General features: G+C 39.7%; 12 protein-coding genes. 7 read left to right on the top strand and 5 right to left on the bottom strand.

Going from position 1 to position 13,918, the window contains the following annotated elements:
* Positions 1 to 33: 33 nt before the first annotated feature.
* Positions 34 to 1,386, bottom strand: a complete 1,353-nt coding sequence (locus ACP6L2_RS11960) for an NfeD family protein (RefSeq protein ID WP_440509540.1) — start codon at positions 1,384 to 1,386, stop codon at positions 34 to 36.
* Between the two features lie 38 nt (positions 1,387 to 1,424).
* Here ACP6L2_RS11960 and ACP6L2_RS11955 point away from each other — a divergent pair, with 38 nt between their 5' ends.
* From ACP6L2_RS11955 to ACP6L2_RS11945, 3 genes are read left to right on the top strand one after another with little or no spacing between them, the layout of a single operon-like run.
* On the top strand, positions 1,425 to 2,174 hold the full coding sequence (locus ACP6L2_RS11955; RefSeq protein WP_440509538.1) for a hypothetical protein: 750 nt from the start codon (positions 1,425 to 1,427) through the stop codon (positions 2,172 to 2,174).
* 8 nt (positions 2,175 to 2,182) lie between these two features.
* Positions 2,183 to 3,097, top strand: coding sequence for a DPBB and LysM peptidoglycan-binding domain-containing protein (locus ACP6L2_RS11950; RefSeq protein ID WP_440509536.1), 915 nt, complete (start codon positions 2,183 to 2,185; stop codon positions 3,095 to 3,097).
* Positions 3,098 to 3,108: 11 nt separating this feature from the next.
* On the top strand, positions 3,109 to 3,747 hold the full coding sequence (locus tag ACP6L2_RS11945) for a uridine kinase family protein (protein ID WP_440509534.1): 639 nt from the start codon (positions 3,109 to 3,111) through the stop codon (positions 3,745 to 3,747).
* Between the two features lie 260 nt (positions 3,748 to 4,007).
* Here the strand turns inward: ACP6L2_RS11945 and ACP6L2_RS11940 are convergent, their stop codons facing one another.
* Entirely contained in the window at positions 4,008 to 5,234 is a 1,227-nt protein-coding gene (locus ACP6L2_RS11940; protein WP_440509532.1) for an MFS transporter, read from the bottom strand.
* A 91-nt stretch (positions 5,235 to 5,325) separates the two neighbouring features.
* On the opposite strand from ACP6L2_RS11940, the gene ACP6L2_RS11935 reads away from it, so the two are divergent.
* Genes ACP6L2_RS11935 through ACP6L2_RS11920 form a run of 4 tightly spaced genes read left to right on the top strand, consistent with a single transcriptional unit; the run spans position 5,326 to position 7,359 of the window.
* The gene (locus ACP6L2_RS11935) at positions 5,326 to 5,847 is read left to right on the top strand and encodes a DUF4442 domain-containing protein (RefSeq protein WP_440509530.1); all 522 of its coding nucleotides are present in this window, start codon (positions 5,326 to 5,328) and stop codon (positions 5,845 to 5,847) included.
* A gap of 10 nt (positions 5,848 to 5,857) precedes the next feature.
* Entirely contained in the window at positions 5,858 to 6,289 is a 432-nt protein-coding gene (locus ACP6L2_RS11930) for a transposase (RefSeq protein ID WP_440509528.1), read from the top strand.
* Between the two features lie 9 nt (positions 6,290 to 6,298).
* Complete coding sequence (locus ACP6L2_RS11925; protein WP_440509526.1) at positions 6,299 to 6,934, top strand: SCO family protein; 636 nt, start codon at positions 6,299 to 6,301, stop codon at positions 6,932 to 6,934.
* Positions 6,934 to 7,359, top strand: coding sequence for a c-type cytochrome (locus tag ACP6L2_RS11920; protein WP_440509524.1), 426 nt, complete (start codon positions 6,934 to 6,936; stop codon positions 7,357 to 7,359). Before ACP6L2_RS11925 ends, ACP6L2_RS11920 begins: the two co-directional genes overlap by 1 nt.
* 281 nt (positions 7,360 to 7,640) lie before the next feature.
* On the opposite strand, the gene ACP6L2_RS11915 is transcribed toward ACP6L2_RS11920, so the two are convergent.
* From ACP6L2_RS11915 to ACP6L2_RS11905, 3 genes are all read right to left on the bottom strand, one after another.
* Positions 7,641 to 8,555 (bottom strand): class I SAM-dependent methyltransferase, encoded by a 915-nt coding sequence (locus tag ACP6L2_RS11915; protein ID WP_440509522.1) that lies wholly within the window; start codon positions 8,553 to 8,555, stop codon positions 7,641 to 7,643.
* Positions 8,556 to 9,570: 1,015 nt separating this feature from the next.
* Positions 9,571 to 12,741 (bottom strand): efflux RND transporter permease subunit, encoded by a 3,171-nt coding sequence (locus tag ACP6L2_RS11910; RefSeq protein WP_440509520.1) that lies wholly within the window; start codon positions 12,739 to 12,741, stop codon positions 9,571 to 9,573.
* A 29-nt stretch (positions 12,742 to 12,770) separates the two neighbouring features.
* A complete protein-coding gene (locus ACP6L2_RS11905; protein WP_440509518.1) occupies positions 12,771 to 13,913 on the bottom strand; it encodes an efflux RND transporter periplasmic adaptor subunit in 1,143 nt (380 codons plus the stop codon).
* Positions 13,914 to 13,918 lie beyond the last annotated feature (5 nt).

Genomic DNA, 13,918 nt, shown 5'->3' with positions numbered 1-13,918 from the left:
AACTAGAGCCTATTTCTTTTCTTTTAAAATGCGTTAAGCATTACGCTCGGAGATCTTACGAACAAAGAGGTTGTAATTTTCATGTTTCTCCACGTAAATTTCCTCACCGGCATCTATAAAACCGTCTAATGCCACGGCATCATACCATACATTGTCAATTTCTATTTTTCCAGCAGGTCTTAATACGGTTTTCGCTATTCCAACCTTATTAATCATATTGGTTTTAGTAACAGAAGAGGTATAGCCGCTATCCGATCGTTGTTCATCCTCCAACACCAATCGCTTGAATGCCCTAGATTCTAACATGTTCTTGCCAAAGATAACCATCAATACAATGGCTAAAACCATTGCACCGACCACAATAATAAATGAATTCATCAATAATCCAGGTTGAGTAAGTTTAAAATCAAAATAATCGTTGGCAACCATCGAGAATGCCAATCCACAAAGCATTAAAATAATACCTGCTATTCCTGCGACACCAAAGCCAGGTATCACAAATATTTCTAATGCTATCAATATAACACCTAAGATAAAGATGGCAATTTCCCAATTATCTGCTAAGCCTTGTAAATATAGTGGGGCAAAGAATAATGCACCACAAACCAGTGCAACAAGCAGTGCAAATCCAATCCCTGGAGATTGCATTTCAAAATAGATACCGCCAATAATTCCGATAATCAATAAGCCACTTACCAGTGGATTAATAAGAAATGCGATCAGGTGATCCACCCATGAAACCTGATGTTGTGTAACAGTGGGTTTTGAAAATTGCAGGTCAGAATAGATATCCACATCACTTTTTACTTCTTTCTTTGCTAGACCAACCTTGACCGCTTCAGCAGTTGTCAAGGTCAGTAATTTACCATCCTCTTTAAGCTCTGGAATGGAAATACTAGGATCTACAAAGGCTTCAGCCATTTTTGGATCTCGACCACGTGCTTCAGCAGTTGCACGCATCAATCCACGCATATAGGATTGGTATTTTTCAGGCAACACCTCTCCACTTTGATTGACTACGGAGGCAGCGCCTATACTAGCACCTGCATGCATGTAAATATAATCCGCTGCTAATGAGATTAATGCACCCGCAGAGGCTGCATTGTTATGAACATACACAATAGATTTAAAGGTATTGTCGTTCAAAAGACTAGAGCGCATGGAATCCGCGAAGTTCAGAGCACCACCAAACGTATTTAGTTCAATGAGTAAATAATCGGCTTTTGTGCTTTTAGCTTCTTGGATAGCCTTTTTTAAGGTTCGCCAAGAATTAGGTCCAATGTCCTCTTTAATCTGAACAGAATAAACCTGCTGTGACCAGCCCGGAACGATGTTCAGAAAATAAAGGAACAGAATTCCTAAAATGTATTTTGTAAATTTGTCCATACGTATTGTCTTAGTGACTTAAAAAATTATCATCTCGGATGACTAAATATACGATAAATAAAGTTTTCGAGAAAGCGCTGGCATCGAATATCTGGAAAATTGAGGTTGACCCTATGCAACCTTTAATCGCAGTGGAAACACGAGATATGGATAGTACAGAAGCTACATTTCAAGTTTTTGACTTGGAAGGCAACTGTCGTATGTCTCCTTGCCAAGCGGATGGTAAAGAATGGACCTTAGATAGCATACAGGATGGACATCTTATTCTAAAACGCGTAGGTGAACACACACCCATACAAGAAGGTATACAGATCATTGATTCTTCGCAGAATAAAACGGTTTTCACATCCTATGAATTTATTCTATTGGATGTATTTTTCCGAAAAGTCCATGCCAGACACCGCAGTATTGCCTCCGGTGAAACCATTGCTATCGATATTTTAACAGGACAATACAGTCCCTCTCCTGATAATAAATTTGAAATCTGTCCCAACAAGATACAATATCCAATAACCTATCAGACCAAACCCCACTTTTTAGCGTCTGAGGAAATTGAAGGGCCAATTTGGCTCTCCAAATGTGCTACACATTACCTTTGGTGTTACCACCAAGCGAATGCCGATGGCTATTCGTTAATTTTAGCTTTGAGCGATTTAAACCGTTTACTAGATCGTCAAGTCATACTTAGTCAAATGGGGAAAATGATCCCGCAGCCGTATTTCCAGATGGACAGACAGCTGTTTTTTATGACTTTTGACAAGCGGGAAATTGTCTCTTATTTAGTATAATTGCAAAAATGATGAATGAATATTTGAAATTTAAGTCTTTTCAAAAGACAATTAGCATATTTTCAACCTGTTTCCTTTTATGCGCTGCTTCCGTAGCAAATGCGCAGTCTACAGGCCAAAGTAAAAAAACAACCCAAATCAATGGACGAACCTTTATTGTTCATACGGTTTCCTCCAAAGACACCTATTATCAGTTAAGTCGTATTTATGGTATTCCTGTCAACGATATTATGGCGGCCAATAACAAGAAGAACTTACGTGTAGGCGATACAGTGAATATCCCTTCGGTAAATGCCCTTGTTGCGCCTACGGATACTGTAAAAGACCCGGTAGCAAGCAACAGTCAAGTTACCCTAGGACAGCCAACAAATTTGCCTACAGCTAAGATTTTGACCGAATACAAGGTTGGAGATAATGAAACTTTGTACTCCATTGCTCGCCGCTTTGCGACAACAGTAGACGATATTAAAAAAATCAATGGCTTAACCTCCGACACCCTTCGTCCTGGTCAAAGCTTGAAAATTCCGGATGGAAAAGTAGTTGATCCGCAACCAACGGTAGAATCCACGACTGGTAGAATCCCTATTCCGGAAGAGATGAGTAAAGAAGAAATTGCTTTTGAAACCAATCGTTATGGTATTCGGGAGAAAAAGGAAAAAGGAATAGGTATGTGGATGTCAGACTTGGAGTCTTCTGGTAAAAGTAACCTTGCCTTGCACCGTACCGCCCCTGTAGGGACCATTCTAAAAATTACCAACCCATTGACAAAAAGTGTTACCTTTGCCAAAGTCGTAGGAAAATTCTCCAATACTGCAGAAAGCCATGATGCAATTGTCATCCTTTCTAAGTCTGCAGCATCGCATATCGGTGCCTTAGATAAACGCTTTTTGATTGAAATCACCTACGGTGCCCCAATAGAATAGATAGAATACGAATGAGTGAATTGGACAAACCCTATGTCATAGGTATTGCTGGTAGTAGCGGCTCCGGAAAAACATTTTTCCTTAAAAGTTTTTTAGATCATTTCTCCGAAGATGAAATCACCTTGATTTCGCAGGATGATTATTATATCCCCGCAAACACAAAAACTAGAGAAGAAAATCGTTTGTATAATTTCGATTTACCAACCTCCATTGACAGGGAGACTTTTTACTCGCACATCAAAGATCTTTTTGAAGGTCGAACCATCTTTAAAGAAGAATATACCTTCAATAATCCAGATATTAAGCCAAAGATGCTTGAAATCAAGCCAGCAAAAGTCTTGGTTGTTGAGGGACTCTTTATTTTCCACTACGAAGAAATCAATAGATTGCTGGATTACCGCATATTTTTAGATGCGGAAGAGCATATTGCCTTGGAACGTCGTCTCAAAAGAGATTTAATCGAAAGAGGATATGACCATGATGACGTCATGTACAAATGGATCAATCACGTCGTGCCATCTTACAACGAATACCTATTGCCTTATCGGGAGCAATGCGACTTGGTAATCCATAACAATATTGATGACCCTTTGATCATTCAAACTTTCACAAACGACATCGCGCAAGAACTCAAGAAAAGAATAGGTTAGTTATTTTGAATTAATCTAAATTAACTATATTTGTCTTCATGTTTGAGACAATGATTCGGTTGCAGGTATTGGATAATCTTCCTTTTGAAGATAAAAAAGGGCTAAATCCCTTTTCAGACCAAGGTGAGCAGGTTTTTAAGAAATGTTGCAAGAAATACAAACGTGGAAAGCGTTGTAAGAAATGCCCAGATAGGATATAAAAGTACCCTTTCCTAAGCAAAGTATTGTTACAATTATTCTTAGATTATTCCTTCAATACATTAGTCCTCCTCCACAAAATCGAGATCTCGATCAAAACTCTCTTTTAACTTCGTCAAGGCAAATATGGCTATTCCGGTCAACAGGATCATCATGATCATTGCTGCCCAGATAATGCCAAAATACCCAACAAGCACCCCATACAATAAGGTGGAAGGTATTAACGCTCCACGCACAAAGTTAGGTGCAGTAGTTGTCACTGTCCCTCGAATATTCGTCCCAAACTGTTCAGCAGCAATGGTAATAAATGTCGCCCAATAACCAACGCCTAGTCCCATTAAGAAGGCCAAAATCATAAACGCTTGTTCATTTATACCTTGCCAAGTCAAATAGATGATGGAGAAAAGTAATATGAGGATTTGATAGATAAATACTACGCGTTTTCGCGATCGAAAAACTTGCGCCAATATGCCAGCTAAAAAATCACCTAAGGAAATACCCAAGTAGGTAAACATGACGCCCTTCCCGGCACTTAATGTTGTTTCTGCATTTAAGGCTTTTCCTATTTCAGGGGCTTGGGTGACTAATATCCCAACAACAAACCATATCGGCAAACCAATACACAAACAATAGATATATCGTCTAAAACGCTCTTTATTATTAAACAGCATAGAGATTTTTCCTTTTTCCACGCCTTGTTTTTCCAAATTGGCAAACATTCCAGATTCCAATACACCCACCCGCATTAAAAGCAAGAGCAATCCCATTCCACCACCTACAAAGTAGGCTGTCCGCCAACTAAACCATTCGGAGATATAATAAGCCAATATAGCTCCCAATACCCCTACTCCAGCAACAATCATGGTACCATAACCACGTTTTTTCCGGTGCATGGTTTCACTTACCAAAGTTATTCCGGCTCCCAATTCTCCGGCTAGTCCAATTCCAGCAATAAAACGGATAATACCATAAGTTTGGACATCATGCACAAAACCATTCGCAATATTGGCCAAGGAATACAATAATATGGAGCCAAACAGAACTTTTAATCGACCATATTTATCCGCCAAAATCCCCCAGATAACCCCTCCGATCAACAGTCCTCCCATTTGCATATTCAAGACATACTCGCCCAGATGGCGCATATTAGCCTCTGCAACCCCTAATTCCTGAAAAGAAGGTATACGCACAATTGAGAAGATAATCAGGTCGTAGATGTCCACAAAATAGCCTAAGGCAGCTACGAAAACCAATATCCAGACATTCTTTGAGTTTTGCTCGGCACTCATAATTTAGAAATATGCCCTTAATTTAGGATAGTTCTTTTTTTATTACAATAGCAGGGCATATAATATTGGAAATTAGCTGTATTTTTACCACATGAGAGTATCTCCAAATACCTTAAAATGGGGCCTTAGACTATATCCCCCATTCTTTTTCCAACGCATCTGGGTAAAAAAGATACTCGATAATTTTTTAGGTGCGGAAGTAAAAATAAACAAGAGCTTACTAAACATTAACTCCAACAGGACCATTTTTGGTGGTACTATATTTTCTGCTATCGACCCCTTCTACCCTATTTTATTAGACCAATACTTCAAACATCAGGGGATCTTGAGAACAGTCGCTTGGTTGAAAACGGCACATATAGATTATATTAAGCCTGGAAGACATGACCTCTATGTATCTTTTCATTTGAAAGAAGATGTTTTATTGGAAGCATTGCAGACCATCAAGAAAGAAGGTAAGGTCGTGAAAACCTTTCAAACGCAGGTTTTTGATAAACATGGAACCTTATGTGCTGTGGCACATAACGAGATCTATATTCGAGACTTGGAGTTTGACTTTGAAACATATCGAAAAATTAACTCCTCAGAAGAGGAACATTCAATTAAATCTTAAACAAAAAATCATGAAAAAACTGATTATTCTTAGTATCGGATTGACAGCCATCCTTAGCGCATGCAACAACAATAAGGCAGCCAAGGAAACCGAAGATCAAAAGATCTCTGAGCAAGCGATTCAGATCCATGATGAAATCATGCCGCAAATTTCTGTTTTTGACCATACAACGGTTAAAATCGATTCCATATTAACTAACCTTGCCGGTATCAAAGCTGCTCATCCAGCTATTGACACCACCAATACCCGTACTGAGCTTACCGAGCTCAAAACGAAATTGGAAGACGCAACAGATAATATGATGACCTGGATGAAAGATTACGATGCTGTTAATGAAGATAAAGCTTATCAGCAAAAAATGTACGACCGCGTCGTAGAGATGAAGAAACAATTTGAAGATGCGCAAGCAGGGATCGGTAAATCCTTAGCTGTTTTTAACTAAATAATAATCATGAGAAAACACCTAGGCTTTGCTGGCCTAGCCTTAATAGGCAGCATTTACCTAAGCAGTTGTAGCCAAGCGGAACGCAAGCTACCTATTTTTAAAATTGCCGCTGAAGATGCCAATGGACAAGAAACCCAGGATTCTATTGAACGTAAAATCCCAGATTTCAATTTCCTGAATCAGGACAGCACGTACATCAGCCAAGATTTTTTTAAAAACAAAATCTATGTGGCGAACTTTTTCTTTACACATTGTCCTAGCATCTGCCCTACCATGCAGCGGAACTTGCTAAAGGCATATGAGAAATATAAAGGAAACCCTAAAGTAGCCTTTCTATCCCATAGCATTGACTTTAAATACGACCAACCTTACGTCCTAAAAGACTATGCGAATAAATTAGGCGTTGATAATGATCAATGGCAATTTGTTACGGGATCTAAAGCCGATATCTATGGCATGTCTGACAATTACTTGGTATACACCAAGGTCGATGCAAATGTCCCTGGTGGATATGATCACTCGGGATACTTAGTAGTAATTGACCCGGACAAACGCATTCGCGGAGCTTATGACGGAACAGATCCTGATCAAGTACAAAAGCTTTTAGCCGATTTAGATGTCTTATTAAATGAATACAAATAATGATCTATAGATTTAGTACGATCATTTTATCCATGGTTTTAGCGCTTAATTTATTGTTCTCCTGTAACAATAAATTGAGCGTGGAAGCCATGCAATATGCTACAATGGGGCAGAAAGTCTATACCCAGCATTGTCAAAACTGTCATGGGGCAAATGGTGAAGGCTTGGGTAAATTATACCCACCGCTTACCGATGCCAAATACCTCAACGAAAACAGGAAGAGTTTACCCTGCATCGTAAAATTTGGAATGAAAGGTGAAATTCAAGTGGACGGCAAAACCTATAATCAAGAAATGCCAGGAGTTCCAACACTTTCAACGCTTGATGTGGCCTATGTGCTCAGCTATGTGTCGACCTACTTCGCAAAAGAACACAAGCACTTCTCCAAAGAAGAGGTAGAAAATCTACTAAAAAACTGTCCATAACAATTCTTCTTAATAAGAATCAATCATTTGTTTACTAGTAAGTTACAAAGAGTTTGTCAGGTGTAATTTTCAGGTTTTCTATAAAAAGATAAAGGTTTTCAAGCGGGGAGAATGAAAACCTTTAATAACCAATTATAAACCTAAATTATGATACCACAAAGATAAGTGTAAAATGTACACTCGTCAAGTCTTTTTTGAATATTTAACAATTTGTTAACATTGGGAGATTAAAATGATAATTCTCTCTTTATCATTTTAACCTAAAGGGATGCTCCTCTCTATTATATATAGGGATTTGCTTTTATTTTCGAGATTCGAAAACCAGCATGCTTTAAGCAATTCAAAACTTCTGTATTAGGCACTTCCTTAAAGGCGATCATGCAAAGTGTTTGTCCTGGGATGATTCCTAATTTCATCAACAAATCTAAAAGCATTTTTTTCAACCGTATTCGAAGAAACTTTGGAGCCGAGAGTTTGGCTTCAATTTGATCACTACCCTCAAACCAAAAATTCGGATTAAAGGACTTCGTAGCAATCATGGGTAAATTTAAACCTGCAGCAAATTTCTCTAATTCACGTTCAGAAACTTTGTACACAAAATTTCCTACAGACTCATAGGATATTCGGTTTTTCCAGACCTTATCAATTAATCCGGGTTGCACGCGATTTAGCACATTGTACAATGCGAGTAATATCGGCATCCGAATCAAAGGATCCTGAGGCTCCATTAAGACAATCGCTTTTCGAGCTACTCGAACCATTTCATACAAGGCCGCATAAGGCCTTGGGAAATGATGATAGCTCTCCTTGCAGAGCACATAATCTAAACTGGACGATTCCAAGTTCATGCGTTCAGCATTTAATCGCTGAAATTGATGTATCAAACCCTCCTGCTTAGCTAATTGCAATAAATTATCATTGAGATCTGATGCCGTAACTGATTTAATATTCTGACTTAATAAATATTGCGCATCATGTCCATAGGCATCCCCTAATGTTAACCAGGATGCCTCCTTATCATGCAATAAGGGACCTAACTGCTGAAAAAATTGATCTTGCAACCAATGATGTATACTTCCTTGATAAGTCTTGAACGTACGGATAACACGCATCTTCTTTTCCATATCTGGAAATTGACGGTGGTACCAGCCAGCATGTCTTTCATAACTACCTTCTTCAAAAGAATTTCCGTACATCTTTACTAGATAATTGATTAGTTGGTTGTAAAAATATTTAAATCAAATGTTATTTATAGTGTTTTACAGGTTAAATATAGGTTAAATATTAGAAACAATCACATGCAATTGCTTTGCTGTACAAGTAGATTTACAAATGCACATAATATGAAGTGGAATTGATAAGAATCAAAGGTGCTAAAGACAATTTTGCTTCGTAATAAGCTTGAGTATAGTGGTGGATTCCCTCCATATTGGTTCGAGACTCTTAGGGAATTTCTTAGGATCTGATAGGGATCTTGTTCGGATCTCGTTCGCTTCTAACCGAACGAGATCCGAAGGAGTTCCGAACGAGTTCCGAAGGAGATCCGAAAGAGTCTCGAATCCAACCCCTAGCAAACCCTAAGCAAACCCTAATGAAACCCTAATGAAAGACGATGAGACTACAGACTAAAGACGAAAGACAACAGACGAAAGACGCCAGATTTTAGACCTATTGTCGGGATAGAATTTATTGAATTTTGGATAACGGTCGAAGCATGCTTCGACCCTACTTTTATGGTGTTCTGGAACAATAAAATCACGATTGTTTGTAGGGGCGATGCATGCATCGCCCGCCAATTAAATTTATAACCAGCATTTACAAACAGAACGAAGTGAAGAGTCTCTGCTTCCCCTACAAGATTCCGTCGCGAAGCTAGCTGAGTAAACTTCAAACTATGCAAATCAGATAGAGAAAATAAGGTGAAATAGAATTGTTGAAATAGGCGGTAAATAGGCAGTAAATAAGCGGTCGAAGCATGCTTCTACCCTACAATTATGGTGGTTTGGAACAATAAAATCACGATTGTTTGTAGGGTCGATGCATGCATCGCCCGCCAAAAAACAACACCCAAAAACCACAATCCAAATCTATGTTCTGTTGTCTGAATTCTGTTGTCTTTCAAAACAAAAAAACGGTCGATGCATTCTCTGCATCGACCGTTTCATTATCTGTTATCTGTTGTCTGACGTCTGTTGTCTTAAACTACCCACATCAATGCGCACTCAAGTTTTTCTTTTTCTCTTCATCGAAAGAGGCTTCTAGTTCAGCAAGTTTTTTCTTACCATAAGCCAATCTTGTGATGACAACAAAGAGTACTGGAACGATAAAGATCGCTAGGAAGGTTGCAGCGGTCATACCTCCGAATACAGTCCAGCCAATGGTTTGTCTGGAGACAGCTCCTGCGCCTGTTGATAGCATCAATGGAATAATACCCAAGATGAAGGCTAAGGATGTCATGATAATCGGACGTAGACGTAGTTTTACTGCATCCAATGTCGCATCGATCAAGTTCATTCCGATGTCTACCCTTTCTTTGGCAAACTCGACGATCAAAATCGCGTTCTTAGCTGCCAAACCAATGATGGTTACCAAACCAATTTGGGCAAAGATATTATTGTCCAGGTTCGGCAATAAGGTCAATGCCAAAATAGCACCAAATACGCCCAGTGGAACGGACAAAAGAATGGAGAATGGTACTGACCAACTTTCATACAACGAAGCTAATAGAAGGAATACAAAGAGTATACAGAGCGCAAAGATCTGTATGGTCTTACTTCCCGATTGCTTCTCTTGTAGGGTCACCCCCGAGAATTCATAGGAATAACCATCTGAAAGTGTTTTTGCAGCAACTTCCTCCAATGCGCGGATAGCATCACCTGAGGAATATCCTGGTGCAGCTTCTCCGGACAGTTGTATAGAACGGAAGATGTTAAAGTGGTTCACGATGGATGGATTGGTCGTTAATTCATAGCGAACTAAATTACTAACCGGTACTGGTTGTCCTTGAACATTCTTCACATACAGTTTATTGATATCTTCAATATGCATACGGTAACTGGTATCTGCTTGTGATACGACACGGAAGTTACGTCCGTATTTCGTGAAGTCATTGACATAGCTAGATCCTAAATAGGCGGATATGGTACTGTAGATATTTGAAATAGGCACACCCATTCGTTTAGCCATTTCTCGGTCTACATTCAATTTGTAGTTCGGAGATTTACTGTTGAATAAAGTATAGGCCATTCCAATTTCAGGGCGTTGATTAGCTTCGGCAAGGAATCCACCAACAACACGTTCAAACTCCTTGATATCGACAGTTTGTCTATCTTGGATCTCTAAAGTAAAACCACCTGAAGAACCCAATCCAGGGATTGGAGGAGGTGTGGCAGCAATAACCGTTGCTTTGGAATATCCACGATATTTCGCCATAATCGCACCTGTAATTTCCATCACTGTACGCTGACGATCTTCCCAAGGTTTCAATGAAACAAATAAGGATGCACCATTAGGTTTCGCGGAACGGTTCAATAAGTTCATACCGTTGATGGAAGTAATGTAAGCAATCTCTGGAAAATCTTCTTGTAAGCCTTTGGACAATTCGGTTAACACTTCTTCTGTACGAGCACTTGACGCTCCTTCAGGTAAGTTCACACCCATAAAGAAAATACCACCATCCTCATTTGGGATAAAGCCCGATTTCTTGTTCATGAACATAAAGCCTGTTCCAATGAAAATACAGATCAAAATAATCAATACCAATGGAGCTGCTTTTATCGCTTTCTTCACACCTTTGGAGTAACGATAAGTTACCTTATCAAACCAAACGTTGAATTTGTAGAAGAATTTATTTAATCCCTTAGCGTCTTTGGTTGTTGCTGATGGTTTCAATAAAAGCGAACATAAGGCTGGTGTTAAGGACAAGGCGATAAATGCGGAAAGCATAACTGATACGGCAATGGTGATGGCGAACTGTTGATACAACTGCCCAACCATTCCAGGGATAAATCCTACCGGTACAAACACCGCAGCCAAGATTAAGGCAATGGCAATAACCGGTGCCGTAATATCCTTCATAGCCCTTCGGGTGGCCTCCTTGGCATCCATCTGATAATGGTCAATATAATGCTGTACCGCCTCGACGACGACAATGGCATCATCCACCACAATACCAATCGCCAGGACAAAGGCTAACATCGTTAGGTTGTTAATCGAGAATCCGAACATCGTAAAGAATACAAATGTTCCTACGATGGATACTGGGATAGCTAATAATGGAATCAAGGTTGCTCTCCAACTCTGTAGGAAGAAGAACACGACTATAGTTACTAAGATTAATGCTTCAATCAAAGTGTGAATTACGGAACTAATGGATGCATTTACAACTGATACAGTTTCATAACCTACTACGTAATCAACTCCAGTAGGGAATGATTTTTTCAAGTCTTCTAAAGCCTTGTAAATACCATCTGCTGTTTCCACTGCATTACCTCCAGGAGTTTGGGAAATCATCATACCCGATGCAATATTTCCATTCACCTTCGTGGTAATACCGTAGTTAAACTGACCCAATTCCACACGTGCTACATCTTTCAAGAGCACAATGGAACCGTCTGTATTGGTCTTTACGACAATATTTTCAAACTCATCCACTTCTTCCAAATCGGAGTCCATGACAATAGGGTATTCAAATACTTGGGAGTTTTCTTGCGGACGCGCACCTACAGAACCACCCGGCATTCTGGAGTTCTGTTCAGCAATTGCCTGACTCACATCAGCTGGTGACATCCCTAAATTGGCTAGTTTATTGGCATCTAACCATACACGCATAGCGAATGGCTGACCAAATGCTTGTACATCCCCTACCCCTTTAACACGCAATAATGCGTCTTTAAGGTAAAGGTTGACATAGTTTGCCAAGAAATTATTGCTTCTAGAACCATCTGGAGATACCAATGAAATCATCATCAAGATATCGGTATTCATCTTTCTAGTGGTTACCCCTAAACGACGTACGGCTTCTGGTAATACCGGTTCGGCAATACTTACACGGTTTTGTACATCCAGAGTCGCGATATCGATATCAGTACCTACTTCAAATGTTACGGTAATACGGGAACTACCATCGGAGGTCGAGTTGGAACTCATGTAGATCATTCCTGGCGTACCGTTAATTTGACTCTCTATGGGCGTGGTTACTGTCTTTTCTACAGTTTGTGCATCGGCTCCTGTGTAAACCGCTGAAACGGATACGGTAGGAGGTGCAATATTTGGATATTGACTGACCGGCAGAGTAGTCACCGAGATGATACCAATAATGGTAATCAAAATCGAGATGACCATGGCTGTGACCGGTCGTTTTATAAATACTTCTGAAATCATGCTTTAAAAAATTATTGGATCTGCATTTACTATTGTTTCGGCTGAGGTGCTGCTTGTTGCGCTTTATCTACTACTTTAGCACCAGGTCTTAAGGATGAAACTCCATCGACAACAACCTTATCACCTGATTGAAGTCCTTGGGAAATAACAACTTTATCACCCAATTTATGACCTAAAGTAACTTGTTTTAAATCCACAGTGCTGCTGTCAGAAACAGTGTACACACTGAATGTTCCCAACTGCTCAAAAATAGCGCGATAAGGAATGACCAATTCTTCTTTTTTAGAACTGCTAATCACGTTTAAGTTCAAGTTCATTCCGGCACGTAAAGCATTGTTAGGATTAGGGAATGTAGCACGAACCTTTAAAGTTCCTGTTTGGGGATCAACGGCACGATCAATGGTTGATATGCGACCTGTAGCAGCATAAGTACTGGCATCAGGCATGGTTAAGTTAATCTCTGTGCTTGCCTTACCTGATTGCAGGTTACTGAATTCCATGATTTCTTTTTCATTAATCTGAAATTCTACCGCGATAGGATTTGTTGAGCTCACCGTATTTAACAAAGTAGTACCTGCTGATACCAATGCTCCTGTACGAACTTGCGAGATTCCTACAGAACCGGAGAACGGTGCTGTAATAACAGAACGGTTCAAGTTGGTACGAGCAGTTGTCAATGCTGCTTCAGCAGCTTGTACTTGAGCTTTTTGGTTGTTTACATCGGTATAAGCATAGTCCAAAGTTTGTTTTGCAATCGCATCTTTATCGGCTAATGTTTGATAACGTTGTAGATCTTTTTCAACGCGTGAAAGATTGGCACGAGCAATTTCTAAAGTTGCTTTGGCTTGATCAACCGCAGCAGCATAACGTACGCGATCAATCTCATATAATTTTTGGCCTTTGCTGACATAAGCCCCATCTGCCACATATATGTTGGTGATATAACCTGAAACTTCCGCACGGATTTCAGTTTCTTGTAAAGGCACTACATTCGCTGGATAAGTTTGTGTTCCAGCAACAATTTGATGGGAAACAGTTTCCATCGTTACTGGAATGGCTTGTGCTTGTCCTTGACCTGGACCTGCTTGCTTACCTTGGTCCTTTTGCCCACAGGATGCGAAGATCAATCCAGAGCTCAAGAGTATAACGGTTAAAATGCGATTCGTATTCATGCTTT

This window comes from Sphingobacterium lactis, from assembly GCF_051951495.1.
GTDB lineage: Bacteria > Bacteroidota > Bacteroidia > Sphingobacteriales > Sphingobacteriaceae > Sphingobacterium > Sphingobacterium lactis_A.
Note: the sequence above shows the minus strand (reverse complement) of the source record. Positions and strands in the feature narration are given on the sequence as shown.

What these genes read in the sequence shown, in the direction of transcription:
- ACP6L2_RS11955 (WP_440509538.1), top strand. Translation starts at nt 1,425, where the DNA reads ATGACTAAATATACGATAAATAAAGTTTTCGAGAAAGCGCTGGCATCG.
- ACP6L2_RS11905 (WP_440509518.1), bottom strand. Translation starts at nt 13,913, where the DNA reads ATGAATACGAATCGCATTTTAACCGTTATACTCTTGAGCTCTGGATTG.
- ACP6L2_RS11930 (WP_440509528.1), top strand. Translation starts at nt 5,858, where the DNA reads ATGAAAAAACTGATTATTCTTAGTATCGGATTGACAGCCATCCTTAGC.
- ACP6L2_RS11960 (WP_440509540.1), bottom strand. Translation starts at nt 1,386, where the DNA reads ATGGACAAATTTACAAAATACATTTTAGGAATTCTGTTCCTTTATTTT.
- ACP6L2_RS11935 (WP_440509530.1), top strand. Translation starts at nt 5,326, where the DNA reads ATGAGAGTATCTCCAAATACCTTAAAATGGGGCCTTAGACTATATCCC.
- ACP6L2_RS11920 (WP_440509524.1), top strand. Translation starts at nt 6,934, where the DNA reads ATGATCTATAGATTTAGTACGATCATTTTATCCATGGTTTTAGCGCTT.
- ACP6L2_RS11940 (WP_440509532.1), bottom strand. Translation starts at nt 5,234, where the DNA reads ATGAGTGCCGAGCAAAACTCAAAGAATGTCTGGATATTGGTTTTCGTA.
- ACP6L2_RS11915 (WP_440509522.1), bottom strand. Translation starts at nt 8,555, where the DNA reads ATGTACGGAAATTCTTTTGAAGAAGGTAGTTATGAAAGACATGCTGGC.
- ACP6L2_RS11910 (WP_440509520.1), bottom strand. Translation starts at nt 12,741, where the DNA reads ATGATTTCAGAAGTATTTATAAAACGACCGGTCACAGCCATGGTCATC.
- ACP6L2_RS11945 (WP_440509534.1), top strand. Translation starts at nt 3,109, where the DNA reads ATGAGTGAATTGGACAAACCCTATGTCATAGGTATTGCTGGTAGTAGC.
- ACP6L2_RS11925 (WP_440509526.1), top strand. Translation starts at nt 6,299, where the DNA reads ATGAGAAAACACCTAGGCTTTGCTGGCCTAGCCTTAATAGGCAGCATT.
- ACP6L2_RS11950 (WP_440509536.1), top strand. Translation starts at nt 2,183, where the DNA reads ATGATGAATGAATATTTGAAATTTAAGTCTTTTCAAAAGACAATTAGC.